Below are 25,197 nucleotides of genomic sequence, written 5' to 3'. Positions count from 1 at the left end.
CTGGTGGCGGCCGGATCTGAAGCAACTTCACTCGTCCGAGGGAATATACGCAGGAACTCTCCACACCTACGCTCGATTACCGCCCAAATCACCCGTCTGCGGTACCCGGCGTGAGGAAACTCACCCGCCCCCGGAACGGCGGGCCGTACGGTTCCGCGACCGCACGGCCCGCCCGGTCACCGGCTCACCGGCCCGGCGTCACTTGCCCGCGTACGGGTAGAAGCCGCGTCCGCTCTTGCGGCCGAGGTCACCGGCGGTGACCATGCGCGCCATGATCTCCGGGGCGGCGAACTTCTCGTCCTGGGTCTCGTTGTAGATGTTCCGCGCGGCGTGGAGCAGGATGTCGACGCCGGTCAGGTCGGCGGTCTCCAGCGGGCCCATCGGGTGGCCGAAGCCGAGGCGGCACGCGGTGTCGATGTCCTCGGCGGTGGCGACGCCCGACTCGTAGAGCTTGGCGGCCTCGACGACCAGCGCGGTGATCAGGCGGGTGGTGACGAAGCCGGCCACGTCGCGGTTGACCACCACGACCTCCTTGCCGACGCCCTCGGCGAAGGCGCGGGCGGCGGCCAGCGTCTCGTCACTGGTCTTGTAGCCGCGGACCAGCTCGACCAGCTTCATCAGCGGCACCGGCGAGAAGAAGTGCACGCCGACGACCGACTCGGGGCGCGAGGTGGCGGCGGCGATCCGGGTGATCGGGATGGCGGAGGTGTTGGAGGCGAGCACCGCACCGTCCTTGGCGAGCTTGTCGAGCTCCTTGAAGACGCCCTCCTTGACGTCCAGCTGCTCGAAGACGGCCTCGACCACGATGTCGGCCTCGGCGACCGCGCCCAGGTCGGTGGTGGTGGTGATCCGGCCGAGCGCCGCCTCGGCGTCCTCCGCCGTGAGCCTGCCCTTGGAGACGAACTTGTCGTACGAGGCGCGGATGCCGTCCAGGCCGCGCCGCAGCGCCTCCTCGGTCACGTCGCGCAGAACCACCGGGTGCCCGGCCTGGGCGGAGACCTGGGCGATGCCGGCGCCCATCAGGCCGGCACCGATCACGGCGATCTGCTTGCTGGACGCACTGCTCATGGCTTGGTCTCCCGATGCCGTCGCCGCCCCGATGGGCGGGCCCCTGAAGGCGGCTCAAGGCAGGGGTCGCCCACCGAGCCGCATCGCTCATGGGCCGGACTTTAGCCTCCGGACGCGGCCCGTGGTGCCATCCGAGGGTGTGATCTGTGACCGACCTGGTCAGGTGAGCAAATCGGTCGATCACATCATCAGACCAAGGTCCTGGGCGAGGATCGCCGCCTGCACCCGGCTGCGCAGCCGCAGCTTCGCCAGGATCCGGCTGACGTGCGTCTTGGTGGTCGCCTCCGCCATCGCCAGCCGCCCGGCGATCTCACCGTTCGACAGGCCGGCGCCGATGCAGGCCAGCACCTCCCGCTCGCGCGGCGTCAGCCCCTCCACCGCCGCCCGCAGCTCCGGCCCCACCACCCGGTCCGGACGGGCGAAGGTGCCGATCAGCCGCCGGGTCACCGAGGGCGCCAGCATGCCGTCCCCGCGGGCCACCGTGCGGACGCCCTCCACCAGGGCGTCCGCCTCCAGGTCCTTCAGCAGGAAGCCTGCCGCCCCCGCCCGCAGCGCGCCGTAGACGTACTCGTCCAGGTCGAAGGTGGTCAGCACCAGGACCTGCGCCGCCCCGGCCGCCACCACCTGACGGGTCGCCGAGACGCCGTCCAGCCGGGGCATCTGCACGTCCATCAGGACGACGTCCGGCCGCAGCTCCAGCGCCAGCCGGACGGCCTCCTCGCCGTCCGCCGCCTGTCCGACCACCTCCAGGTCGGGCTCGGCCCGCAGGATCATCACCAGCGCCGCCCGGACCGCCGCCTGGTCCTCCGCGACCAGCACCCGGATCGTCATGCCCGCCCCGCTCCTTCCTCCGTCGTCAGCGCCCGCGGCAGCACCGCGCGCACGCTCCAGCTCCCGCCCCGCGGCCCGGCCTCGAAGCCGCCGCCCAGCAGCGAGGCCCGCTCCGCCATGCCGACCAGCCCCGCCCGGGCACCCGGCAGGGCCTGCCCGGCCCCCTGGCGGAACGGGCTGTCCACGGTGATCCGCAGCTCCTCGGGGCGGAAGTCCAGCAGCACCCGCACCTCCCCCGGGCCGGCGTGCTTGAGCGCGTTGGTCAGCGACTCCTGCACGATCCGGTACGCCGCCAGCTCCACCGGAACCGGCAGGTCGCCGCGCTCGCCCCGTTCGGCCAGCTCGAAGCCCAGCCCGACGTCCTGTCCGGCCGCCCGCGCCTTGGTGAGCAGCGCGTCCACCGCCGAGAGGTCCGGCGCGGCGTAGGACGCGTCGGCCTCGCCGCCGCCGCTGTCGCGCAGCAGCCCGATGATGCGGCGCATTTCGGCCAATCCCTGGACGCTGTTCTCCCGGATCACCCCGAGCACCTCCACCACCGGGTCGTCGGCCGGCCGCTGCTGACGGCGGGCCACCGACTGGGCGCCGGTCGCGTGGATCGCGATCGCCGACAGGTGGTTGGCCACCACGTCGTGCAGCTCCCGGGCCATCCGCGCCCGTTCGGCGACCACCGCCTCGCGCCGGTCCATCTCCGAGAGCAGCGCGGTCTGCTCCGCCCGCAGCCGCTGGGCCTCCGCCTCCTGCCGGTGCTTGCGCACGATGTCGGCGGTCCACAGCGGGGCGAGGAAGATCAGGGTGGTGAGCACCACCACCGTGACCGCCGCGCTCGGCTCGCTGTAGACGAAGGTCAGGGTGGTCAGGACCAGCACCGAGGCGGTACCGGTGGCGTGCAGGACCGGCGACATCCGGCGGGGGCCGTACACCACCGCCGCGTAGAGCAGGTCGGTGTACATCATGGTGGTCGTCAGCAGCGCACCGGAGAAGATGCTCCCGACGAAGACCAGTCCGCCGAGGACCGCGATCAGGACCGGTCTGGTCCGCCGGACCAGCTCCAGCGCCGACATCGCCAGCAGCGCCGGGAGCACCTGCCAGCGCTGGACGGCGGAGGAGTGGTCGTACACCTGGAAGGCGATCAGCAGCAGCCCGCCGAGCAGCCCGGAGAGCGCGATCGTCGCGTCGACCTGCCGCGGGGTGGGGGTGGGTCTGCGCACGCCCCCATCAGATCATCCCCGCGGCCGGGACGGCTCCGGTCCGGGGAGGAGCCGCCGTACATCGAAAGATGCAGGCCGGTCCGCCCCCGGCGACGACGCGCGCGCGAGGGGTGCTCCGGGAGCCTGGAAGCGTCACCGAGAGCCGGAGCGGATCATGATCGTCACCCTCGTCCTCGCCGCCGAGGTCGCCTTCTGGGTGCTCCTCGCCCTGGGCCTGGCCAGCCGCTACCTGCTGCGGTGGCGCCGGGTGAGCACCGCCCTGCTGGTCGGCCTGCCCGTGACCGACCTGGTGCTCTTCCTGCTCACCTTCCTCGACCTGCGCGGCGGCGCCACCGCCTCCTGGACGCACGGGCTGGCCGCGAGCTACCTGGGCTTCTCGGTCGGCTACGGCCCGTCCGTGGTCCGCTGGGCCGACGCCCGGTTCCTGCACCGCTTCGCCGGCGGGCCGAAGCCGCCGCCCGCCCCGAAGTACGGCGCCGAGCGCAGCCGCCACGAGTGGCGGGTCTGCGGGCGCACGCTGACCTCGGTGGCGATCACGATCACCCTGATCACCGCGCTGAAGCTGTTCACCGACGCGCCCGGCACCGCCGTGTTCGACGCGTGGTACTGGCGGCTCGGCATCGCCGCCGTGGTGAACACCGTGATCGCCGTCAGCTACACGCTCTGGCCGAAGCAGCCCCCGCGGCAGGGCTGAGCCCCTCGGGCTAGCGGTTCTCGCCCGGCACCCAGAGCACGTCGCCGCGCTCCTTGTTGGCCGAGCGGGCCAGGATGAACAGCAGGTCGGACAGCCGGTTGAGGTACTTGGCGGTCAGCGGGTTGACGGTGTCCCCGTGGGTGTCGATCGCCGCCCAGGTGGCCCGCTCGGCCCGGCGCACCACGGTGCAGGCCAGGTGCAGGTGGGCGGCGCCCGGGGTGCCGCCGGGAAGGATGAAGCTGCGGAGCTTCTCCAGCTCCGCCAGGTAGTGGTCGCAGTCCCCTTCGAGCTTGTCGATGTAGGACTGCTCGACCCGCAGCGGCGGGTACTTCGGGTCCTCCACCACCGGGGTGGCCAGATCGGCGCCGACGTCGAAGAGGTCGTTCTGCACCCGGGTCAGCACCGTGGCCACGTCCTCGGGCAGCGCGCCGACGGCGAGCGCCACGCCGATCGCGGCGTTGGCCTCGTTGGTGTCCGCGTACGCGACCAGGCGCGGGTCGGTCTTGGTCGTGCGGCTCATGTCGCCCAGCGCGGTGGTGCCGTCGTCGCCGGTGCGGGTGTAGATGCGCGTCAGATTGACCATGCGGCCAGCCTAGCGGGGCCGGTTAGGGGCCGTTAACCCCGTCAGGCGACGTTGACTCGCTGCCCGGGCGGGGCGGCCTCCAGCCAGGCGAGGAAGCCGGTGAGCGCGTCCTCGCTCATCGCCAGCTCCAGCGGGGCGCCGTTGTGCAGGCAGCGCAGCACCACCGAGCCGGAGAGCAGGGCCAGCTCCTCCTGCCCCTCCGGGTAGCGCCGGCCGAGCACCTCGATCTCCCGGCGCGGCAGCACCTTGCGCGGGCGCGGAGCGTACGAGAAGACCCGGAACCACTCGATGGAGTCCCCGCTGTACCGGCCGATACCAAAAACCCACCCCTTGCCGTCGGTCTGGGGGACCGGGGCCGGGGTGGGTTGGCCGTTCTCGTCGAGGTCGGGCTGCGTCGAGGCGTCGGCCGGCATTTTGAGCCGGTAACTGCAGTCGAACGTGCCACCGACCCGCTGGATCACACGGCGGCGTACCGCGAACGCGACCAGCCCGATCACACCGAGCGCCACGACCGCCGCACACACCACAAGGGCGAGGACCATGCTCACCTACCTCCTCGCTACCCGCGTTCCCCGTGTCGGTCGTACCAGGCGACCGCGTTGACCTACCAACTGAGACGACAGTCCCGGGGTCACGCTCACGCGTCCCCGGGACCGTCGGTCGACCCCGCTCAGGCGGGGTCCGGCGCACTCAGGCGTGGGCCTTGAGGCCGCGCGCCGCGAACAGCCGGACCTCGGCGCGCCGCTCGGCGTGCTCGTCCAGGTCCGACTTGGCCTTGTCCAGTGCGCGCTCGGCGCGCGCGACGTCGATCTCGTCCGCCAGCTCGGCGATCTCCGCGAGCAGAGACAGCTTGTTGTCGGCGAAGGAGATGAAGCCGCCGTGCACCGCGGCGATCACGGTGTTGCCGTCCGTGGTGCGGATGGTGACCGGACCGGTCTCCAGCACGCTCAGCACCGGGGTGTGACCCGGCATGATGCCGGTGTCACCGGAGGCCGTACGGGCGACGACGATGGTGGCCGCACCGGACCACACCTTGCGGTCGGCTGCGACCAGCTCGACGTGCAGCTCAGCCAACGTGGGCTCCTAGGCTCATGCAACGCCCGATTACTCGGGAGTTTCGGTAAGAATAACGGGCCCGCGCCCCCGGCATGAAACCGACGGCACGGATTTGACCGGAATCACAGCCGATGCGACGCGAGGGGTGGGTCCCAGGGCTGGGGCCCACCCCTCGCGATCACGCTCGGCTGCTACCGGCCGCGATTACTTCTTCGCCAGCTCGGCGGCGTTGCGCTCGAGGTCCTCGATGCCACCGCACATGAAGAAGGCCTGCTCCGGAATGGAGTCGTACTTGCCGTCCGCGATCGAGTTGAAGGCCTCGATGGTCTCCGACAGCGGGACGGTCGAGCCCTCGACACCGGTGAACTGCTTCGCCACGTAGGTGTTCTGCGAGAGGAAGCGCTCGATGCGGCGGGCACGGTGGACCGTGACCTTGTCCTCCTCGGACAGCTCGTCGATACCGAGGATCGCGATGATGTCCTGGAGGTCCTTGTACTTCTGCAGGATCCCCTTGATACGGACGGCCGTCTCGTAGTGGGTCGCAGCGATGTACCGCGGGTCGAGGATGCGGGACGTGGAGTCCAGCGGGTCGACGGCCGGGTAGATGCCCTTCTCCGAGATCGGACGCGACAGAACGGTGGTCGCGTCCAGGTGGGCGAAGGTGGTGGCCGGCGCCGGGTCGGTCAGGTCGTCCGCGGGGACGTAGATCGCCTGCATCGAGGTGATCGAGTGACCACGGGTCGAGGTGATGCGCTCCTGCAGGAGGCCCATCTCGTCGGCCAGGTTCGGCTGGTAGCCCACCGCGGAGGGCATGCGGCCGAGCAGGGTCGACACCTCGGAACCGGCCTGGGTGAACCGGAAGATGTTGTCGATGAAGAGGAGCACGTCCTGCTTCTCGACGTCACGGAAGTACTCCGCCATGGTCAGCGCGGAGAGCGCGACGCGCAGACGGGTGCCCGGCGGCTCGTCCATCTGGCCGAAGACCAGCGCGGTCTTGTCCAGAACGCCCGAGTCGACCATCTCGTCGATGAGGTCGTTGCCCTCACGGGTGCGCTCGCCGACGCCGGCGAACACCGACACACCACCGAAGTTCTCGGCGACGCGGTAGATCATCTCCTGGATCAGAACGGTCTTGCCGACACCGGCACCACCGAACAGGCCGATCTTGCCACCCTGGACGTACGGGGTGAGGAGGTCGATGACCTTGATGCCGGTCTCGAACATCTCGGTCTTGGACTCGAGGTCCTTGAACTCCGGGGCCTTGCGGTGGATCGGCCAGCGGACCTCGACCTGCTGGTCGAACTCCGCCTGGTCGACGTTCAGCACGTCGCCGAGGGCGTTGAAGACCTTGCCCTTGGTGATCTGGCCGACCGGAACCGAGATCGCGGCACCGGTGTCGCTGACCTGCGAACCGCGGACCAGGCCGTCGGTCGGCTGCATCGAGATGCCGCGGACCAGGCCGTCGCCGAGGTGCTGGGCGACCTCGAGGGTCAGGGTCTTCTTGCCCGAGCCGTCGGGGTTGTCCACCTCGACGTGCAGGGCGTTGAACATCTCCGGAATCGCGTCGACGGGGAACTCCACGTCGACGACCGGGCCGATGACCCGCGCGACGCGGCCCGTCGCCGTGGTCGGCTCAACAGTGGTGGTCATACTCATTCGCTCCCCGCGCTAGCGTCGGCCAGGGCGTTCGCGCCACCGACGATCTCGCTGATTTCCTGGGTGATCTCGGCCTGACGGGCCGAGTTGGCAAGCCGCGTGAGCGACTTGATGAGCTCGCCGGCGTTGTCCGTCGCGCTCTTCATGGCGCGGCGGCGGGCGGCGTGCTCGGAAGCGGCCGACTGCAGCAGCGCGTTGTAGATCCGGCTCTCGACGTACCGCGGCAGCAGCGCGTCCAGCACGCCCTCCGCCGACGGCTCGAAGTCGTACAGCGGGAAGATCTCCGCCTTCGCCGGGCTCTGGTCGCCGAGCTGGACCTCGTCCAGCTTCAGCGGCAGCAGCCGGGCGTCGACCGCGTTCTGCGTCAGCATGGACACGAACTCGGTCGAGATCAGGTGCAGCTCGTCCACACCGTCGGTCTCCGCGGTGAAGGCCTCGATCAGCTCGGAGGCCACCGTCTTCGCGTCACCGTAGGTCGGCTTGTCCGAGAAGCCCGTCCACGAGCCCGCGACCTTGAGGTTGCGGAAGCCGTAGTACGAGACGCCCTTGCGGCCGACGATGTACGTCACCACGTCCTTGCCCTCGGCACGCAGGCGCTCGGAGAGCGTCAGCGCGGCCTTGATGGCGTTGGTCGAGTAACCGCCCGCCAGACCGCGGTCCGCCGTGATCAGCAGGACCGCGGCGCGCGTGGCGTTCGGGTTCTCGGTGGTGAGCGGGTGCTTGGCGTTGGACCGGGTGGCCACCGCCGTCACCGCCCGGGTGAGCTCATCGGCGTACGGAGTGGAGGCGGCCACCGCGCGCTGCGCCTTGACGATGCGCGACGCGGAGATCATCTCCATCGCCTTGGTGATCTTCTTCGTCGCGGTGACAGAGCGGATCCGGCGCTTGTAGACCCGAAGCTGTGCTCCCATGGGTCGTTACGTCCTTTCCCTCGCTACCGGACTCAGGCCTGCTCGGAGAGCAGCTTGCCGTCGGCGGTCTGGTAGCCCGCCTTGAAGCCCTCGACGGCCTTGGTCAGCGCGTCGACGGTGCCGTCGGCCAGCAGACCGGTCTCGACGATGCCGGCCAGCAGGTCCTTGTGCTGCAGGCGGACGTAGTCCAGGAACTCGCGCTCGAAGCGGCGGATCTCGGCGACCGGGACGTCGTCCAGCTTGCCGGTGGTGCCGGCCCAGATGGAGACGACCTGCTCCTCGACCGGGAACGGCTGGTACTGGCCCTGCTTCAGCAGCTCGACCATGCGCGCACCGCGCTCCAGCTGGGCCTTGGAGGCCGCGTCCAGGTCGGAACCGAAGGCGGCGAACGCCTCCAGCTCGCGGTACTGGGCGAGGTCCAGACGCAGACGGCCGGCGACCGAGCGCATGGCCTTGATCTGGGCGGAGCCACCGACGCGGGAGACCGAGATACCGACGTTCACGGCCGGGCGGATGCCGGCGTTGAACAGGTCGGACTCCAGGAAGCACTGGCCGTCGGTGATGGAGATGACGTTGGTCGGGATGTACGCCGAGACGTCGTTGGCCTTGGTCTCGATGATCGGCAGACCGGTCATCGAGCCGCCGCCCAGGGCGTCGTTCAGCTTGGCGCAGCGCTCCAGCAGGCGGGAGTGCAGGTAGAAGACGTCACCCGGGTAGGCCTCGCGGCCCGGCGGGCGGCGCAGCAGCAGGGAAACGGAACGGTAGGCCTCGGCCTGCTTCGACAGGTCGTCGAAGATGATCAGGACGTGCTTGCCGTCGTACATCCACTCCTGGCCGATGGCCGAGCCGGTGTACGGGGCCAGGTACTTGAAGCCGGCCGGGTCGGAGGCGGGAGCGGCCACGATGGTGGTGTACTCCAGCGCGCCGGCCTCCTCCAGGGCGCCGCGGACGGACGCGATGGTGGAGCCCTTCTGGCCCACGGCGACGTAGATGCAGCGGACCTGCTTCTCCGGGTCGCCCGAGCGCCAGTTGTCGCGCTGGTTGATGATCGTGTCGACGGCCACCGCGGTCTTGCCGGTCTGGCGGTCACCGATGATCAGCTGGCGCTGGCCGCGGCCGATCGGGGTCATCGCGTCGATGGCCTTGATGCCGGTCTGCAGCGGCTGCTTGACCGACTTGCGGGCCATGACGCCCGGAGCCTGGAGCTCCAGGGCGCGACGACCGGTCGAGGCGATGTCGCCCAGGCCGTCGATCGGGTTGCCCAGCGGGTCCACGACGCGGCCGAGGTAGCCGTCGCCGACCGGAACGGAGAGGACCTCGCCGGTGCGGCGCACCGTCTGGCCCTCCTCGATGCCGCCGAACTCACCGAGGACGACGACACCGATCTCGCGGGTGTCGAGGTTCAGCGCGAGGCCGAGGGTGCCGTCCTCGAACTTCAGCAGCTCGTTCGCCATGACCGAGGGCAGACCCTCGACATGGGCGATGCCGTCCGCCGCGTCAGTGACCGTGCCGACCTCTTCCACAGAGGCGGCGTCCGGCTGGTACGACTGGACAAAGTCGGCCAGCGCGTCCCGGATCTCCTCCGGACGGATCGTAAGCTCCGCCATCAGGCTTCCCTGCTCTCCTAGTTTGCGATCCTCGGCCCGCCATTGAGGGCCGCAAGTACTCGACTCTCGGCCGGGTCGTATGAACCGGCCGTACGTTTTCCCGACTCCGGTGGAGCCGGTTTCCCGACCGAGGGTCGGATGTGCTGCTTCGGTGCTCAGCCTTCGAGCGACTGGCGAGCGCCTTCCAGGCGGCTCGACACCGTGCCTTCGATGATCTCGTCACCGATCTGCACCCGGACACCGCCGACGACCTCGGGGTCGATGTCGATGTTCAGGTGGACCCGGCGGCCGTACAGCCGGCCGAGAGCACCCGACAGGCGCTCCTTCTGGCTGTCCGACAGCGGAACCGCCGTGGTGACCTGGGCCACCACACGGTCGCGCCGGGAGGCGGCGAGCTTGGAGTAGGACTCCAGCCCCTGCTCCAGGCTACGGCCACGCGGGTTGTTGACCAGGGTGGTGACCAGCCGCACGGTGCCCGCGTGAGCGCGGCCGCCGAGCAGCTTCTTGATCAGGGCCGCCTTGGCGACGGCACCGGCCTTGGGCTCGGTCAGCGCGGCGCGCAGCTCGTGCGAGCCGCTCACCACCCGGCCGAACCGGAAGAGCTCGTCCTCGACGTCGTCCAGGGCACCGGCCTTGTCGGCGGCGATGACCTCGGCGTACGCGGCCAGCTGCTCGACGGAGTCGACCAGGTCGCGCGCACCCGACCAGCGGGACCGGACCAGACCGGACACCAGGTCGACCGTCTCGCCGGAGACCTGGCCGGTCAGCAGCGAGGAGACCAGCTGCGCCTTGTCCTGGCCCGACCGGGACGGGTCGGTCAGCACGCGGCGGAGCGACACCTCACGGTCCAGCAGGGCCGTGACGGCGGTGAGCTCCTCGGCGAGCTTGGCCGCGTCCACCGAGGTGGAGTCGGTCAGGCTCTCCAGGTTCTGCCGCCCGGCGGCCAGAGCCTCGCGGCTGGCGCCGATCACTTGGCCGCACCCTGAGCAACGGCGGCCTTGGCCTCCAGCTCGTCCAGGAAGCGGTCGACGACGCCGCTCTGCCGCGCGTGGTCCTCGAGGGACTCACCCACGATGCGGGACGCCAGCTGGGTGGCCAGCGAGCCCACGTCCTGGCGCAGGGCGGCGGTCGCCTGCTTCTTGTCGGCCTCGATCTGGGCGTGGCCGGCGGCGACGATGGCCTCGCGCTGACGCTGGCCCTCCTCGCGCATCTCGGCGAGCTGGGCGGCGCCCTGCTCGCGAGCCTGCTCGATGATGCGGGCAGCCTCGTGACGCGCCTCGGCGAGCTCCGCGCGGTACTGCTCAAGCGTGGCCTGGGCCTCGGCCTGAGCGGCCTCGGCGCGCTCCATGCCGCCCTCGATCGCGTCCCGGCGCTCCGACAGCACCTTCTCGATGCTGGGGAGGAGCTTCTTGCCGAGGATCCCGAAGACGATGAAGAAGCAGAGCAGGCCGATGATGATCTCGGGCCATGCGGGCAGAAGGGGGTTCATGATCTCCCCCTCCTCCGCGAGGTGAGCCGCGATGCTCATATCTGGACCTTCCTCGAAGGGTCTACGGCGGGGATTACTTGGGGCCCTGGCCGAAGACGAACGGCATGACGATGCCGATGAGGGCGAGCGCCTCGGTCAGCGCGAAGCCGATGAACATGTTGGAACGGATCAGGCCGGCGGCCTCGGGCTGGCGGGCCATGGCCTGGACACCGTTACCGAAGATGAGACCGACACCGATGCCGGGGCCGATCGCGGCGAGGCCGTAGCCGATGGAAGCGACGGAACCGTAGACGCCGACCTCAGCGAGCATGCTCATTGCAATGTGTCCTTTGCGGGGATGGTGATCCGGTGGTGATTGGCCACCGGGCGTTCCGGGGGTGGTTCAGGAGGGCCGCGGCCCCTGGCTCAGTGCGCCTCTTCCAGGGCACCGGCGATGTAGCTGCTGGCCAGCATCACGAAGATGTAGGCCTGCAGGAACTGGACCAGCAGCTCGAAGGCGGTCAGGCCGACGGCGACGATGAACGAGGCCGAGCCGTACAGCGCGCCCAGGGTCGGGCTGAGCAGGTACCAGGAGGCGATGGAGAACATCACGATCAGCAGGTGGCCGGCGAACATGTTCGCGAAGGCTCGGACCGCGAGCGTGAAGGGGCGCACGAAGATGTTCGAGAAGAACTCGATCGGCACCAGGATGAACATGACCCAGCCGGGGATGCCCGAGGGCCAGCAGAGGTTCTTGAGACCGCCGACGAAGCCGTGCTTCTTGAAGGTCAGCGTCATGTAGGTGATCCACACGACCGCGGCCAGACCGGCCGGGAACGCGATCGCCGCCGTCACCGGGAACTGGGCGAACGGGATGACCGACATGATGTTCAGCAGCCACACGAAGAAGAACATCGAGACCAGCATCGGGACGTACTTCTCGCCCTTTTTGCCGATCGTCTCCAGCACGATGGAGCGCTTGACGAAGTCGTAGCCGATCTCACCGACCAGCTGCAGCTTGCCCGGGACCAGCTTCGGCTTGGCGAAGGCGGCCCAGAAGAACACGACGACCAGCGCGGCCACGATGATCGACAGCAGCATCGGCTTGTTGAACTCGAAGCTGCCGATGGTGAAAATCGGCTCGAACTGGAACTCGTTCAGGCCCGGGGCCGGGAAGCCGCAGCCAGCGTCCCCGAAGTGGCAACTGCCTGAGGCGAGGGACGTGAGTTCAGCACTCACCACGGACTCCTTCGTCGTGACGCATGGTTTCGGCAACCTCGCTGTGTCGGCGTGGCCTGCGACCACGGAGCGGCACTGGAACTTGATGGGTTTCTCGCCGACCCCGCGCGTCAGTGCGCTGCACCGAAGCGGGATCATCGAAGACTGCGCGGATCCGGGGGGCGATCGGTCCGCCGTGCGGACAGACCAGGCCTCTTCCCGTACTCCGTTGTTGCGACGGACGATAGCAGCCCGTCAGTGCGACATAAACACCGCCCCCCTCGTTGGGGGGACAGTGGGCCGTCGTCACTGTTGACGCCCCTTGTCGGACGGCTTCTCAGCCTTGTTTTCGGAGGCGTCGGGGTCGACGTAGAAGGTCTTGGCCTTCAGTGCGCCGCGCACCTGGAACCCCGTCCAGATCAGCGCGCAACCGAGCAGCGTGAAGGCGAACGCCTGCCGGTTGAAGAGGTCGGTGTCCTTGAACACCGCCAGCACGATGCCGACCAGCAGGATCTGCGTGGTGTACACCAGCAGCGCGGCGGCCATCAGGATGTGCGGGTTCGACCTGGTCAGCCGGTCGAGGGCGACCTGCCCGAAGGTGAAGAAGGCCATCACCAGAAGGGCGCCGAAGAGCGCGCCGAGCAGGCCCTTGCCCCCGGCGACGGCGAAGGAGATCGCCATCGCGATGACTCCGGCGGCCGCAGTGGGGATCGCGGCGCCTCGGAGGATCCGGGCGTCGTTGGACGGCATGTCGGCAACTCCGGCGGCATGTCGATGTGGCGGGGGACGGACAGAGAAACGCGGTGGGTGACACCGGACCGGGACCGCCGCGGGCCGGCCGCTCGACGGCGAGCCCGTCGAGGGAGACCAGCCAGGGACGGAAGTCATCCACCTGTCAGGTCTTTCGGCGTGTTCTCGGTACTCGTGAACGGTATCACAAACTATTTGATGAGAGCTTTACCATGAATATGTGGCACCTGTCACACCGATGGCGCAGAAGTGCCGCCGAACGGGTGACAAGGCTTGACGGAGCATCACCTCCCCTGGCGACTCCGGCCGTTGCCGTGGCCGCGGCCGGTGATCGCCGACGATCCCTTCGCCACCCCGCCGAGCAGCCGCTGGTCCGCGGCCGACAGCTCCGCCATCAGTTCGGAGACCGTACGCCCGGCCGAGTCGGCGGTGAGTTCCGCACCCGCCGCGACCGGGGCCTCGACGGCGTCCACGGCCGCCGCGGCGTTCACGGCCCCGGCGCCGACCCGCGGACGGCGGCGGCGGTAGCGCGGCGGCACGAAGGCCTGCACCGCGCGCGGGGCCCGCGGCCGGAACTGCGGGGTGAGCAGCACCACCAGGCCGACCAGGCAGAGCCCGGCCAGCATGAGGACGACGGTGCGGCCGGTGTTGGTGACCGAGAAGGCGACGGTCCCGAACGCGATCAGCGCGGCCCAGAAGTACATGATCAGTACGGCACGGCTGTGCGAGTGGCCGACCTGGAGCAGTCGGTGGTGCAGGTGACGCTTGTCGGCGGCGAACGGCGACTGGCCCGCCCAGGTGCGGCGGACCACCGCGAGCAGCAGGTCCGCCAGCGGCAGCGCGATGACGGTCAGCGGCAGCAGCAGCGGGATGTAGATCGGCACCAGGGCGTGCACGGTGGCGGTCTGCGAACCCAGCTCGCTGGTGATGAGGTCGGGGTCGACCCGGCCGGTGATGGAGATCGCGGCGACGGCCAGCATCAGGCCGAGCATCATCGAGCCCGAGTCGCCCATGAAGATCCGGGCCGGGTGCATGTTGTGCGCCAGGAAGCCCAGGCACATGCCGATCAGCAGCACGCTGAACAGCACGGCGGGGGCGGCGTCGGTGATCGTGTAGCCGTACCAGAGCCGGTAGGAGTACAGGAAGAAGGCCATCGCGGCGATGCAGACCATGCCGCCGGCCAGGCCGTCCAGACCGTCGATGAAGTTCACCGCGTTGACCATGACGACGACCAGGACCACCGAGATGACCATGCCCTGGGTGGGGCTGACCGCGACCGGGCCGACGCCCGGCACCGGCAGGGTGATCACCGTGACGCCCTGCCAGACCATCACACCGGCGGCGATCATCTGGCCGCCGAGCTTCACCAGGGCGTCCACGCCCCACTTGTCGTCCAGCACGCCGAGCAGCCACATGATGCCGGCGCCGGAGAGCAGCGCCCGGATGTCGGTGCCCTGGGAGAACACCTTGCTCAGGTTGTCGAGCTGGGAGGCGACCAGGATGCCCGCGCAGAGTCCGCCGAACATGGCGATGCCGCCGAGCCGCGGAGTGGGCTCGCGGTGCACGTCGCGGGCGCGGACCGGGGGCATCGCCCCCGCCGCGATGGCGAACTTCCGGACCGGACCGGTCAGCAGATAGGTGACGGCCGCGGTGCAGAACAGCACCAGCAGATACTCACGCACCACTGGCCTCCTGCAGCGCTGTCCGACGGATGGGTACCGAAGGTACTCCCGTGCCTGTCCGGGGTTCGAGGTGCGTCGCCACGGCACACACCTTATTGAGTCCGACGCCGGGGACGCGCATCGCGGTTCGCCCTACCGGGTAGGAGATTCGAACAACCGCTCAGCGGCGCCCGGCGAAGGCCCGCGCCAGCTCCCGGACCCGCTCCGCCACCCGGACGTCCGTGCCCTCCGCGAGAAGCCGTCCGAGCAGGACCGCGATCTCCGACAGCTCCGCCTCGCCCATGCCCTGGGAGGTCACCGTACCGGTGCCGAGGCGGATCCCGGAGGCCTCGGAGGGCGGCGCCTCGTCGTACGGCAGCGCGCACTTGCCGAGCAGCAGCCCGGCGGCCGCGCAGCGGCGCTCCGCCTCGGCGCCGCTGACCCCGAGCGGGCCGACGTCGGCGGTCACCAGGTGGGTGTCGGTCCCGCCGGTCAGCGGACGCGCGCCGGCCTGTGCGAGCCCCTCCGCGAGCACCCGCGCGCCGGCCACCGCCCGGTGCGCGTAGGCGCGGTAGTCGGGCGTCGCGGCCTCGGCCAGCGCGACGGCCTTGCCGGCCACCTCGTTCATCGCGGCGCCGCCCTGGCTGAACGGGAACACCGCCCGGTCGATCCGCTCCGCCAGCTCCGCGGTGGACAGCAGCAGGCCCCCGCGCGGGCCGCGGAGCAGCTTGTGGGTGGCCGCCACGGTGACGTCCGCGTACGGCACCGGGGACGGCGCCAGGCCGGCCGCGATCAGCCCGGTGGTCTGCGCGGCGGCGGCCACCAGATAGGCGTCGGCCTCGTCGGCGATGTCCCGGAAGGCGGCCCAGTCCGGGTGCCGCGGGTAGGAGATCGAACCGGCCACGATCGCCTTGGGGCGGTACCGCAGGGCCAGCTCCCGCACCTGGTCGAGATCGATCAGCCCGTCCGCGCGGCGCACCCCGTAGCCGACGAAGTCGAACCAGCGGCCGGAGAAGTTGGCCCGCGAGCCGCAGCTGAGGTGGCCGCCGTGCTCCAGCGACATCGCGAGCACCACGTCGCCGGGCCGCAGCAGCGCGGCGTAGGCGGCCAGCATCGCCGAGGTGCCGGAGCGGGGCTGGACGTTGGCGTGCGGGGCGGCGAACAGCGCGCGGGCCCGGTCGACCGCCAGCAGCTCGGCGGCGTCGGCGAGCGCGCAGCCGGTGTGGTGGCGGCGGCCGGGGTAGCCCTCGGCGTACTTGTCGATCAGCGGACCGGTGAGGGCCGCCAGGACGGCCGGGCTGGTGAGGTTCTCCCCCGCCAGCAGCTGGACCGTCTCGGCCCTCCGCTCGGCCTCGGCGGCCAGCAGGTCGGCCAGCTGCGGATCGGCCCGGTAGAGGGCCGTGGAGCGCGCCTCGGCGGTGTCGACGGGGCCGGTCGCGGCATCGGTGACGGTCATGGCGGGGCTCCCGGGCGGCGCGTCGGGTCGGATTTCTCCAGCGTAGGACCGCCCCCGCGCCCCGGCACGGCGGCGCGGGCCGGGACCGCCCGGGTGGGCGTGCCGGGTCGCGGGAGGGAGCGGCGCGGGAGCGTCGGCACCGGTGCGGGAGGGGGCTCCCGGGCGGCGGGAACAGGCGCCGGGCGGGGGGACGTCACCGTCCCGGCGGGGCCGCCGTCAGTGCAGGGCGGGGAAGCCGGTCAGGGCGGTGACCACGGGGTCGACGGCGTGGAATATCTCCTCGCCGCAGTTGCGGAACATCCCGATCGGCGCGCCGTAGGGGTCGTGCAGTTCGTCCGCCTCGGGATCGGCGGCCAGCAGCCAGCCGCGCAGCGCGGCGGCGGCGCGGACCAGCGCGCGGGCGCGCTCGGTGACGTCCGCGCCGCGGCGGGGGTCCGGCAGGGTGCCCGGGTCGATCGTGCGGACCAGCCGGGTGAACTCCTTCAGCGTGAAGGTGCGCAGCCCCGCCTCGTGGCCCATCGAGATGACCTGGGCCCGGTGGTCCAGGGTCGCGGTGAGCACCAGGTCGGCCTCGACCACGTGCTCGTCCAGCAGTTCGCGGCCGGTGAAGCCGCCGCTGTCGGCGCCGTACTCGTCCAGCACCGTGGCGGCGTGGTCCTCCATCGGCGCGCCCACGTGGCCCCAGGTGCCGGCCGACTCCACCAGGATCCGGCCGGCCACCCGGGGGTTGAGCCGGGTGTCCAGCTCACGCCGGGTGAGCCGCTCGGCGATCGGCGAGCGGCAGATGTTCCCGGTGCAGACGTAGAGGATCCGGAAGTGGTCCAGCGGCCTGGGGCCCACGGCCAGGTACGGCGATATGCCGGGCCCGGCATGGAGGGAGGCGGCCGTCAACTGCCGGCCTCCAGGTCGGGGACGACCTCCCTCAGCTGCTCGGCGGAGATCGCGCCGGCCCGCAGCAGCACCGGCACCTTGCCCGTGACGTCCACGATCGACGAGGCCTGGGCGTGGTCGGCGGTGCCGCCGTCCAGGTAGACCGAGATGGCGTCGCCGAGCTGGTGCTGGGCCTCGTCGCAGGTGGCCGGGGACGGGCCGCCGGTCCGGTTGGCGCTGGAGACGGCCATCGGCCCGGTGGCGTTCAGCAGCTCGATGGCGACCGGGTGCAGCGGCATCCGGACGGCGACGGTGCCCCGGGTGTCGCCGAGGTCCCAGCGCAGCGAGGGCTGGTGCTTGGCGACCAGGGTGAGGCCGCCGGGCCAGAAGGCGTCGACGAGCTCCCAGGCCTGCTCGGAGAAGTCGGTGACCAGGCCGTGCAGGGTCGTCGGCGAGCCGACCAGGACCGGCGAGGGCATGTTGCGGCCGCGGCCCTTGGCGGCGAGCAGGGCGCCCACGGCCTCCGGCGAGAAGGCGTCCGCACCGACCCCGTACAGGGTGTCGGTGGGCAGCACGACGAGTTCGCCGCGGCGGATGGCCGAGGCGGCCTCGCGCAGGCCGGTGGCGCGGTCCCCGGCGTCGGCACAGTCGTAGCGGCGGCTCATCGGTGCGGTCCCCTTCCGAACGGGCTCATGGCGTTGTTCACAGCGACGCCTTGCGCGCCGTGGTGAAGCGGGGGCGGTTGTTGAGGTCCCGGTGGTCGGCGGCATCGGTCCAGCCGCCCTCCTCGTTGAAGATCCACGGGACCTGTCCGCCCTGGGTGTCGGCGTGCTCGATCACGACGGCGCCGCCCGGGCGCAGCAGCCGGGCGGCGACCCGCTCGATGCCGCGGATGGTGTCGAGGCCGTCCTCGCCGGAGAACAGCGACATCTGCGGGTCGTGGTCGCGGGCCTCCGGCGCGACGTACTCCCACTCGGTGAGCGGGATGTACGGCGGGTTGGAGATGACCAGGTCGAAGCGGCCGTCCCAGGCGCGGTCGTCCTCGAAGGCCCGGGTGGCGTCGCCCTCGTGCAGGGTGACCCGGGCCCGGTCGGGCGAGGCCTCGATGTTGCGCCGGGTGTACGGCAGCGCGCCCTCGTCGAGCTCGAAGGCGTGCACGGTGGAGCGCGGCAGCTCCTGGGCGAGGGCGAGCGCGATGGCGCCGGAGCCGGAGCACAGGTCGACCACCAGCGGCTCGGCGACGTCCATCTCGCGGACCGCGTCTATGGCCCACTCGACGACCGTCTCGGTCTCCGGGCGGGGCACGAACACGCCCGGTCCGACCGCCAGTTCGAGGTAGCGGAAGAAGGCCCGGCCGGTGATGTGCTGGAGCGGCTCGCGGGCCTCGCGGCGGGCGACGGCCTCCCAGTACCGGGCGTCGAAGTCGCCGTCCTGGACGGTGTGCAGCTGGCTGCGCTTGACGTTGTGGACGTGGGCGGCGAGCTCCTCCGCGTCGAAGCGCGGCGACGGCACGCCGGCCGCGGCCAACCGCTGGGTGGCCTGGGCCACCTCCGCGAGTAGCAGGTTCATCCGTACGACCTCTTGCTTCCGCTCTCCGGCCTCGACGTCGGTCTCGCTGCCGCCGGTGTCAGTTCTGTTGGGCCGCGGCGAGCTTGGCCGCGGCGTCCGCGTCGACGCAGGACTGGATGACCGCGTTCAGCTCGCCGTCCAGCACCTGGTCCAGGTTGTACGACTTGAAGCCCGTGCGGTGGTCCGAGATGCGGTTCTCCGGGTAGTTGTACGTCCGGATCCGCTCGGAACGGTCCACCGTGCGGACCTGGCTGCGGCGCGCGTCCGAGGCCTCCCGCTCGGCCTCCTCCTGCGCGGCGGCCAGCAGCCGCGAACGCAGGATGCGCATCGCCTGCTCCTTGTTCTGCAGCTGGCTCTTCTCGTTCTGGCAGGACGCCACGATACCGGTCGGCAGGTGGGTGATCCGGACCGCGGAGTCGGTGGTGTTGACCGACTGGCCGCCGGGGCCGGAGGAGCGGTACACGTCGATCCGCAGGTCGTTGGCGAGGATCTCGACCTCGACCTCCTCGGCCTCGGGGGTGACCAGCACGCCCGCCGCCGAGGTGTGGATGCGGCCCTGCGACTCCGTGGCGGGGACGCGCTGCACGCGGTGCACGCCGCCCTCGTACTTCAGCCGGGCCCAGACGCCCTGGCCGGGCTCGGCGTTCCCCTTGGTCTTCACGGCCACCGAGACGTCCTTGTAGCCGCCGAGGTCGGACTCGTTGGAGTCGATGATCTCGGTCTTCCACCCGATCCGCTCGGCGTACCGCAGGTACATCCGGAGCAGGTCTCCGGCGAACAGCGCGGACTCCTCGCCGCCCTCGCCCGCCTTGATCTCCAGGATGACGTCCTTGTCGTCGTTCGGGTCGCGCGGGACGAGCAGCAGCCGCAGCTCCTCGGTCAGCTCCTCGCGGCGTGCCTCGCCCTCCTTCACCTCGGAGAGGAACTCCGAGTCCTCGGCGGCGAGTTCGCGGGCGGCCTCGATGTCGTCGCCGGCCTGCTTCCAGGCCCGGAAGACACGGGTGATCGGGGTCAGCTCGGCGTACCGCTTGGCCAGCTTGCGGGCGTTGGCCTGGTCGGCGTGGACGGACGGGTCGGCCAGCCTCGCTTCGAGGTCGGCGTGCTCGACGAGGAGCTCTTCGACTGCCTCGAACATGGGGTGGCCTTCTTCCGGGGATCGTCGTGCGGGGGGGGGTGGGTGCCGCGGAGGTGCGGGGGGACGCGAACGGCGCCGGTCCCCAGCACCCCCGGAACGAGTTCGGGGGCACCGGGAACCGGCGCCGAGGGAGCGCTAGGCCTTCGCGCTGTGCTGCTTGCCGAAGCGGGCCTCGAAGCGGGCCACGCGGCCACCGGTGTCGAGGATCTTCTGCTTGCCGGTGTAGAACGGGTGGCACTGCGAGCAGACCTCGGCGCGGATCTCGCCACTGGTCTCGGTCGAGCGGGTGGTGAACTCGGCACCGCAGGTGCAGGTCACGCGGGTGACCACGTACTCGGGGTGAACGTTGGGCTTCAAGGGGTTCTCCTAGTGTTCGGGAGGGCACCGGGTCGGCGGCTGGAATGCCGCACGTGAACCGGGACCGACGGTCCAGTCTGCCAGGACCGGCCGCTTCTTCCCAAACCGGGGGGCGCTCCGGGATATTCCGGGCCCCCTCCGGGGCTCCCCCGCCGTCTCACGGCCGCTTGGCGGGCGTCTTCGCCGGGGCCGTGGCGGGCGCCGTGGGGGCGGCCTGGGCGGGGTTCTGCGGCTGGTCGGCGACCACCGCCTGCGGCACCGGCCGGTCGGCCTTGAGGGCCGCCCAGAGCTGGTCCGCCCGGGGCTGCTGCTGGACCACCCGGTCCGGGTCGCCCGGCGCCGCCACCACCGGCAGGGTGACCATGGCGAGCTGGTCCGGCCCGATGCCCTTGAGCTCCTGGGCCAGCCCGACCAGCGAGTTCACCGAGGCGAGCGCGGAGTCGGTGGTGATCGAGCGGGTCAGGGTGTCGCCGACCGACCAGAGCTTGACCGGGTCGGTCAGCAGTCCGGCGCCGCCGACCTGCTTGAGCAGCGAGCGGACCATCTGCTTCTGCAGTTCGATCCGGCCGAGGTCGCTGCCGTCGCCGACGCCGTGCCGGGTGCGGACGAAGGCGAGCGCCTGCTGCCCGTCCAGGTGGTGCTCGCCGGCCGGGAGGTCCAGGCCGCTGTCCTTGTCGTGGATGGCCACCGTGGTCGTCACGGTGGCCCCGCCTATCGCGTCCACCAGCCGGGCGAAGCCGGCGAAGTCCACCTCGACGTAGTGGTCCATCCGCAGCCCGCTGAGCTGTTCCGCGGTCTTCACCGCGCAGGCCGCGCCGCCGGCCTCGTAGGCGCTGTTGAACATCGCGCGCTTGGCGGCCGGCACGGCCCCGCCCTTCGCGTCGGTGCACTCGGGCCGCGGGACGAGGGTGTCGCGCGGGATGGACACCACGTCGGCGCGGGAGTGGTCCTGGCTGACGTGCACCACCATCGCGGTGTCCGCGCGGGCGGTGCCGCCGGTGTCGCCGCCGGCGAGGCCCGCGTTGCCGCCGGAGCGCGAGTCGGAGCCGAGCACCAGCATGTTGAAGGAGCCGTCATCGGCGGCCGGCGGGCGGGCCGTGCCGAGCCGGGAGTCGATGTCGACGCTCCTGAGGTTGCCGTCCAGCCGCAGGTACGCGTACCCGGCCGCGCCGGCCCCGAGGACGGCGAGCGCGGCGACGGCGCACGCGACCGCGCGCAGGACCTTGCGACGGCGGCTCGGGACCCTCTTGTGTTCGGCCATACGGTCCAGAGTAAATCGGACAAGATGCCGAAAAGTCCCCCAACTGTCGCGAGTCGGGAACAAACGCGCCGGAAACGGCAGCGGGCCCCGGACCGCTCGCGCGGTCCGGGGCCCGGGTGCTTCGACGCGTCCTGCCGCGTCAGTCGCCCGACCCGGGGGTCGTCTTGGCGATCTGCATCAGGAACTCGGCGTTGCTCTTGGTCTGCTTCATCTTGTCCAGCAGCAGCTCGATCGCCTGCTGCGAGTCGAGCGCGTGCAGCACCCGGCGCAGCTTCCAGACGATGGCGAGCTCCTCGCCGCCGAGCAGGATCTCCTCCTTGCGGGTGCTGGAGGCGTCCACGTCCACGGCCGGGAAGATGCGCTTGTCCGAGAGCTTCCGGTCGAGCTTGAGCTCCATGTTGCCGGTGCCCTTGAACTCCTCGAAGATCACCTCGTCCATCCGCGAGCCGGTCTCGACCAGCGCGGTGGCCAGGATGGTCAGCGAGCCGCCGTTCTCGATGTTGCGCGCGGCGCCGAAGAACTTCTTCGGCGGGTACAGCGCGGTCGAGTCGACACCACCGGACAGGATGCGGCCGGAGGCCGGCGCCGCCAGGTTGTAGGCGCGGCCCAGGCGGGTGATCGAGTCCAGCAGGATGACCACGTCGTGGCCCAGCTCCACCAGGCGCTTGGCGCGCTCGATGGCCAGCTCGGCGACGGTGGTGTGGTCCTCCGCCGGGCGGTCGAAGGTCGAGGAGATGACCTCGCCCTTCACCGACCGCTGCATGTCGGTGACCTCTTCCGGACGCTCGTCGACCAGGACGACCATCAGGTGGCACTCGGGGTTGTTGTGGGTGATCGCGTTGGCGACCGCCTGCAGCACCATCGTCTTGCCGGTCTTCGGCGGCGCGACGATCAGACCGCGCTGGCCCTTGCCGATCGGCGACACCAGGTCGATGATCCGGGTGGTCAGCACGCCCGGGTCGGTCTCCAGGCGCAGCCGCTCCTGCGGGTAGAGCGGGGTCAGCTTGTTGAACTCGGGGCGGCCGCGGCCGCTCTCCGGGTCCATGCCGTTGACCGAGTCCAGCCGCACCATGGCGTTGAACTTCTCGCGGCGCTCGCCCTCGCGCGGCTGGCGCACCGCGCCGGTGATGGCGTCGCCCTTGCGCAGGCCGTTCTTGCGGACCTGGGCGAGCGAGACGTAGACGTCGTTCTGGCCCGGCAGGTAGCCGGAGGTGCGCACGAACGCGTAGTTGTCGAGGATGTCGAGGATGCCCGCGACCGGGATCAGGACGTCGTCCTCGCCGATCTGCGGCTCGGGGCCACCGGTCGTCTCGAAGCCCTCGCGGCGGCCGCGGCCCCGGCGGTCGCGGTAGCGGCCGCGGCGGCCGCGGCGGCCGTCGCCGTACTCGTCGTCCTCGAAGCCGCCCTGCTGCTGCGCCTGCGGCTGGGCCTGCTGGCCGCCGCTCTGGCGGCCCTGCGGGGCCTCGCCCTGGGCGCCGCCCTGCTGCTGGGGCTGGCGGTCGGCGCGGTCGCGGCGGTTGCGGCGGTCGCGGCGCGACTCGCGCCCGTCGCCGTCCTGGCCGGCCTGGGCCTCGGCGGTCTCCTGGCGGCCCTCGCGCTCGCCGCCCTCGCGGCGGTCGCGGCGCTCGCGGCGGTCGCGGCGGGTCTCGCGGCCCTCCTCGCGGCCCTCGAAGGCGCGGGCGCCCTCGGTGCGGGTCTCGGCCTGCTTGGCCTCGGTCACCACGGCGGCGGGCGCCTCGGCGGCGGCCTCGGCGGCCGGGGCGCCGGCGGCCGAGGTGGCCCGGCGGCGGGTGCGCTCGGCGCGGGCCGGCGCGGCGGCGGTCTCGGCGGCGGCCTGGACCGGGATCTCGATCTGGGCCTGCGCCTCGTCGGCGGCGGGGGCCTCGGCCCGGGCGGCGGCCTTGGTGGTGCGGCGGGCCGGCTTCTCGGCCGGCTCGGCGGTCTCCGCCTTGGCGGCGCGCTTGGCGGCCGGAGCGGCGGCGGCGCCGGCGCCGGCGAGCAGCGGGTCACCGCCGCTCTTCTCCTTGATGGTCTCGATCAGCTGGCTCTTGCGCATGCGTCCGGTACCGGTGATGCCCAGGTCCGCGGCGAGCTTCTGCAGCTCGGCCAGGACCATGCCGTCCAGGCCCGCGGCGGCGGTACGACGGCGCCGCGCCGGGGCCGCGGGTGCGGCGGCTGCGTCGGACGCGTCGGCGTCCGGGCGCGCGCCCATCAGATCGGTGGTGTCGCTCACTAAGGGTCCTTCCCTGGAGCGGACGTCGGCCTGTCTGGCTCGGCGACCGGTTGTGCTGTCCTGACCAACGCTCGACTGCGTCGGTCCGAGGCGGTGATCCCCCGAATGGCGCTGGGTGCCAGTCGGGAGAGAGCTGCGAGGTGCGGTGCTTGAAGCACGGTGGTGCTGAGTGGCGTGGCGGGACGGTCGTGCACCGACCCTCCCCCCGGCCGCCGGCCGGGAGGCGCCCCCACGCTGCCTGCGAATCCCGGGCCCCCGTCGCGTGACGGTGGCCCGTGCTCCGCCCGTCCTGGCCTCGAGGTGGGAGGCCGCGGGTGGGAGTCAGGTGCCGTCACGGCTTCGGGATGCGGCCGCAAGTCGCGCAGGCAGGCTGCGTACGCGCTGCGGTGGGCTCCCGGAGAATCGTCGCCCCGTACATCGCCGGGACTCCGCTGGTGCGGAGTGCTGGGATCGGGACGCGGCGCACCGAGCCCCGGAGGGCACCTGGTGCAGCAATGAGGTTAACACTACCGACCCCCTCAGACATTCCCCAGCCTTGCGCTTGCCAATCGTGTCCGGACGGTCCGGCCCGAACGGCGTGCTCAGACGCCCAGCGGGAGCACGGTGGCGCCGGTGCGGTCCAGTTCGAGCCGGTGCGCGGCGAACACCGGGCCGCCGCCGTGGTCGCCGGCGAAGCCCAGGACCTTCTGCACGCCGGCCTCGTCGGTGAGGGCGAGCACGGTCGGGCCGGCGCCGGAGATCACCGCGGGCACGCCCTCGGTGCGCAGCGCGGCCACCAGCGCGGCGCTGTCCGGCATCGCGGAGGCCCGGTAGTCCTGGTGGATCCGGTCCTCGGTGGCGGTCAGCAGCAGGTCCGGCCGCCGGGTCAGCGCCTCGACCAGCAGCGCGGACCGGCCGGCGTTGGCGGCGGCGTCGGCCAGCGGGACGGTCCTGGGCAGCAGGCCGCGGGCGGTCTCGGTGAGCACCTCGGTGGCCGGGACGAACACCACCGGGACGACCTCGGCGGACGGCTCCAGGGCGATCGCCCGGGCGGTGTCCTCCTCGGTCCACGCCACGGTGAAGTTGCCGCGCAGACAGGCCGCCACGTTGTCCGGGTGGCCCTCCAGCTCGGAGGCGAGGGCCAGCAGGGCGTCGTCGTCCAGGGCGGACGGGCCGCCGATGGTGACGGCGCGGGCGGCGACGATGCCGGCGCAGATCGCGGCGGACGAGGAGCCCAGGCCACGGCCGTGCGGTATCCGGTTGGCGCAGACCACTTCGAGCCCGCGCGGCTGGCCGCCGAGGCGGTCGAAGGCGGCCCGCATCGAGCGGACCAGCAGATGGCGCTCGTCGCGCGGGAGCGTGTCGGCGCCCTCGCCGGCGATGTCGACGGAGAGCCCGGAGTCGGCGACCCGGACGACCACGTCGTCGTACAGACCCAGCGCGAGTCCGAAGGCGTCGAAACCCGGGCCGAGGTTGGCGCTGGTCGCGGGAACCCGGACCCGGACGGCGGCGGCACGGAACGCAGGACCGGCCATGCGGTGGACTCTCCTGGGGAAATCGGGCGGCGCGAAGCGCGTCGGTGCGAGGGTGGGGAGCGGGCCGCGGGCCCCGGCCGGGGCGGACGGT

At 71.6% G+C, this 25,197-nt stretch carries 25 protein-coding genes; 1 reads left to right on the top strand and 24 read right to left on the bottom strand.

Translation table 11 applies throughout. From position 1 onward, the window contains the following. Positions 1-198: 198 nt before the first annotated feature. From ACFVFS_RS08200 to ACFVFS_RS08190, 3 genes are all read right to left on the bottom strand, one after another. Positions 199-1,068, bottom strand: coding sequence for a 3-hydroxyacyl-CoA dehydrogenase family protein (locus ACFVFS_RS08200; RefSeq protein WP_376091461.1), 870 nt, complete (start codon positions 1,066-1,068; stop codon positions 199-201). 180 nt (positions 1,069-1,248) lie between these two features. Continuing rightward, positions 1,249-1,899 carry a response regulator gene (locus ACFVFS_RS08195; protein ID WP_380621438.1) on the bottom strand — a complete coding sequence of 217 codons (651 nt, stop codon included), beginning with the start codon at positions 1,897-1,899 and terminating at the stop codon, positions 1,249-1,251. Then, on the bottom strand, positions 1,896-3,107 hold the full coding sequence (locus ACFVFS_RS08190; RefSeq protein ID WP_380621436.1) for a sensor histidine kinase: 1,212 nt from the start codon (positions 3,105-3,107) through the stop codon (positions 1,896-1,898). Before ACFVFS_RS08190 ends, ACFVFS_RS08195 begins: the two co-directional genes overlap by 4 nt. Positions 3,108-3,261: 154 nt before the next feature. On the opposite strand from ACFVFS_RS08190, the gene ACFVFS_RS08185 reads away from it, so the two are divergent. Further along, entirely contained in the window at positions 3,262-3,801 is a 540-nt protein-coding gene (locus ACFVFS_RS08185) for a hypothetical protein (RefSeq protein ID WP_380621434.1), read from the top strand. 10 nt (positions 3,802-3,811) lie between these two features. Here the strand turns inward: ACFVFS_RS08185 and ACFVFS_RS08180 are convergent, their stop codons facing one another. The 21 genes from ACFVFS_RS08180 to thrB all read right to left on the bottom strand — a co-directional run bounded on the left by ACFVFS_RS08180 (position 3,812) and on the right by thrB (position 25,106). Beyond that, complete coding sequence (locus ACFVFS_RS08180) at positions 3,812-4,384, bottom strand: cob(I)yrinic acid a,c-diamide adenosyltransferase (RefSeq protein ID WP_380621432.1); 573 nt, start codon at positions 4,382-4,384, stop codon at positions 3,812-3,814. A 41-nt stretch (positions 4,385-4,425) separates the two neighbouring features. Further along, positions 4,426-4,926 (bottom strand): DUF2550 domain-containing protein, encoded by a 501-nt coding sequence (locus ACFVFS_RS08175; RefSeq protein ID WP_344324216.1) that lies wholly within the window; start codon positions 4,924-4,926, stop codon positions 4,426-4,428. Positions 4,927-5,074: 148 nt separating this feature from the next. Beyond that, entirely contained in the window at positions 5,075-5,458 is a 384-nt protein-coding gene (locus tag ACFVFS_RS08170; protein WP_376091445.1) for a F0F1 ATP synthase subunit epsilon, read from the bottom strand. Positions 5,459-5,644: 186 nt separating this feature from the next. Beyond that, positions 5,645-7,090 carry a F0F1 ATP synthase subunit beta gene (atpD, locus tag ACFVFS_RS08165; protein WP_380621430.1) on the bottom strand — a complete coding sequence of 482 codons (1,446 nt, stop codon included), beginning with the start codon at positions 7,088-7,090 and terminating at the stop codon, positions 5,645-5,647. Positions 7,091-7,092: 2 nt separating this feature from the next. Next, on the bottom strand, positions 7,093-8,007 hold the full coding sequence (locus tag ACFVFS_RS08160) for a F0F1 ATP synthase subunit gamma (protein WP_380621428.1): 915 nt from the start codon (positions 8,005-8,007) through the stop codon (positions 7,093-7,095). A 32-nt stretch (positions 8,008-8,039) separates the two neighbouring features. Further along, positions 8,040-9,614, bottom strand: coding sequence for a F0F1 ATP synthase subunit alpha (atpA, locus tag ACFVFS_RS08155; RefSeq protein ID WP_380621426.1), 1,575 nt, complete (start codon positions 9,612-9,614; stop codon positions 8,040-8,042). Positions 9,615-9,769: 155 nt separating this feature from the next. After that, positions 9,770-10,585 (bottom strand): F0F1 ATP synthase subunit delta, encoded by an 816-nt coding sequence (locus tag ACFVFS_RS08150; protein ID WP_380621424.1) that lies wholly within the window; start codon positions 10,583-10,585, stop codon positions 9,770-9,772. Next, entirely contained in the window at positions 10,582-11,142 is a 561-nt protein-coding gene (locus tag ACFVFS_RS08145; protein ID WP_376091430.1) for a F0F1 ATP synthase subunit B, read from the bottom strand. Before ACFVFS_RS08145 ends, ACFVFS_RS08150 begins: the two co-directional genes overlap by 4 nt. Positions 11,143-11,176: 34 nt before the next feature. Beyond that, positions 11,177-11,419: an ATP synthase F0 subunit C gene (gene atpE, locus ACFVFS_RS08140; protein ID WP_030302757.1), complete on the bottom strand. Its 243-nt coding sequence runs from the start codon at positions 11,417-11,419 to the stop codon at positions 11,177-11,179. A gap of 89 nt (positions 11,420-11,508) precedes the next feature. Next, positions 11,509-12,321, bottom strand: coding sequence for a F0F1 ATP synthase subunit A (gene atpB / locus ACFVFS_RS08135; protein WP_376091427.1), 813 nt, complete (start codon positions 12,319-12,321; stop codon positions 11,509-11,511). Between the two features lie 285 nt (positions 12,322-12,606). Next, positions 12,607-13,050 carry a hypothetical protein gene (locus ACFVFS_RS08130; RefSeq protein ID WP_376091424.1) on the bottom strand — a complete coding sequence of 148 codons (444 nt, stop codon included), beginning with the start codon at positions 13,048-13,050 and terminating at the stop codon, positions 12,607-12,609. Positions 13,051-13,334: 284 nt separating this feature from the next. Beyond that, positions 13,335-14,732 (bottom strand): MraY family glycosyltransferase, encoded by a 1,398-nt coding sequence (locus ACFVFS_RS08125; RefSeq protein ID WP_380621421.1) that lies wholly within the window; start codon positions 14,730-14,732, stop codon positions 13,335-13,337. Between the two features lie 160 nt (positions 14,733-14,892). After that, entirely contained in the window at positions 14,893-16,167 is a 1,275-nt protein-coding gene (gene glyA / locus ACFVFS_RS08120) for a serine hydroxymethyltransferase (protein ID WP_380621419.1), read from the bottom strand. A gap of 216 nt (positions 16,168-16,383) precedes the next feature. Continuing rightward, on the bottom strand, positions 16,384-17,025 hold the full coding sequence (locus ACFVFS_RS08115; RefSeq protein ID WP_380621523.1) for a protein-tyrosine-phosphatase: 642 nt from the start codon (positions 17,023-17,025) through the stop codon (positions 16,384-16,386). Positions 17,026-17,054: 29 nt separating this feature from the next. Next, entirely contained in the window at positions 17,055-17,702 is a 648-nt protein-coding gene (locus ACFVFS_RS08110; RefSeq protein WP_380621417.1) for an L-threonylcarbamoyladenylate synthase, read from the bottom strand. 37 nt (positions 17,703-17,739) lie between these two features. Next, positions 17,740-18,606 (bottom strand): peptide chain release factor N(5)-glutamine methyltransferase, encoded by an 867-nt coding sequence (gene prmC / locus ACFVFS_RS08105; protein ID WP_350553031.1) that lies wholly within the window; start codon positions 18,604-18,606, stop codon positions 17,740-17,742. 58 nt (positions 18,607-18,664) lie between these two features. After that, positions 18,665-19,741 carry a peptide chain release factor 1 gene (prfA, locus tag ACFVFS_RS08100; RefSeq protein WP_380621415.1) on the bottom strand — a complete coding sequence of 359 codons (1,077 nt, stop codon included), beginning with the start codon at positions 19,739-19,741 and terminating at the stop codon, positions 18,665-18,667. A gap of 135 nt (positions 19,742-19,876) precedes the next feature. Further along, positions 19,877-20,098 (bottom strand): 50S ribosomal protein L31, encoded by a 222-nt coding sequence (gene rpmE / locus ACFVFS_RS08095; protein ID WP_030057539.1) that lies wholly within the window; start codon positions 20,096-20,098, stop codon positions 19,877-19,879. 157 nt (positions 20,099-20,255) lie between these two features. Beyond that, positions 20,256-21,359, bottom strand: coding sequence for an LCP family protein (locus ACFVFS_RS08090; RefSeq protein ID WP_380621413.1), 1,104 nt, complete (start codon positions 21,357-21,359; stop codon positions 20,256-20,258). A gap of 139 nt (positions 21,360-21,498) precedes the next feature. Continuing rightward, positions 21,499-23,592, bottom strand: coding sequence for a transcription termination factor Rho (gene rho, locus ACFVFS_RS08085; protein ID WP_380621411.1), 2,094 nt, complete (start codon positions 23,590-23,592; stop codon positions 21,499-21,501). A gap of 581 nt (positions 23,593-24,173) precedes the next feature. Then, entirely contained in the window at positions 24,174-25,106 is a 933-nt protein-coding gene (gene thrB / locus ACFVFS_RS08080) for a homoserine kinase (protein ID WP_380621409.1), read from the bottom strand. Positions 25,107-25,197: the final 91 nt, after the last annotated feature.

Source organism: Kitasatospora sp. NPDC057692, assembly GCF_042799475.1.
Classification (GTDB): Bacteria; Actinomycetota; Actinomycetes; order Streptomycetales; family Streptomycetaceae; genus Kitasatospora.
The sequence above is the reverse complement of the archived record's forward strand: the minus strand, read 5'-3'. Positions and strand labels throughout refer to the sequence as shown.